Annotated in this window: 1 pseudogene; it reads left to right on the top strand. The window is 32.3% G+C overall.

Annotated features, from left to right (window positions below):
- Positions 1 to 310: pseudogene (locus tag HMPREF3249_RS01435) on the top strand (restriction endonuclease subunit S); the annotation flags it as partial.

Here is a 310-nt window from a genome sequence, read left to right as displayed (position 1 = left end):
CCCCCACTTACCGAACAACAACGCATAGTAGAAGCAATCGAATCAGCTTTAGAAAAAGTGGATGAATACGCTGAAAGTTATAATAGACTAGAACAGCTAGATAAAGAATTTCCAGATAAACTAAAAAAATCTATTCTTCAATATGCTATGCAAGGAAAATTAGTTGAACAAGACCCAAATGATGAACCAGTTGAAGTTTTACTTGAAAAAATACGGGCAGAAAAACAAAAACTATTTAAAGAAGGCAAAATTAAAAAGAAAGATTTGGAGATTTCAATTGTTTCTCAAGGAGATGATAACTCTCCTTATG

Origin of the sequence: Streptococcus sp. HMSC36C04 (assembly GCF_001839535.1) — a bacterium.
In the GTDB taxonomy this organism is placed as follows: domain Bacteria; phylum Bacillota; class Bacilli; order Lactobacillales; family Streptococcaceae; genus Streptococcus; species Streptococcus hominis.
This window is presented reverse-complemented; position numbering and strand designations above follow the sequence as displayed.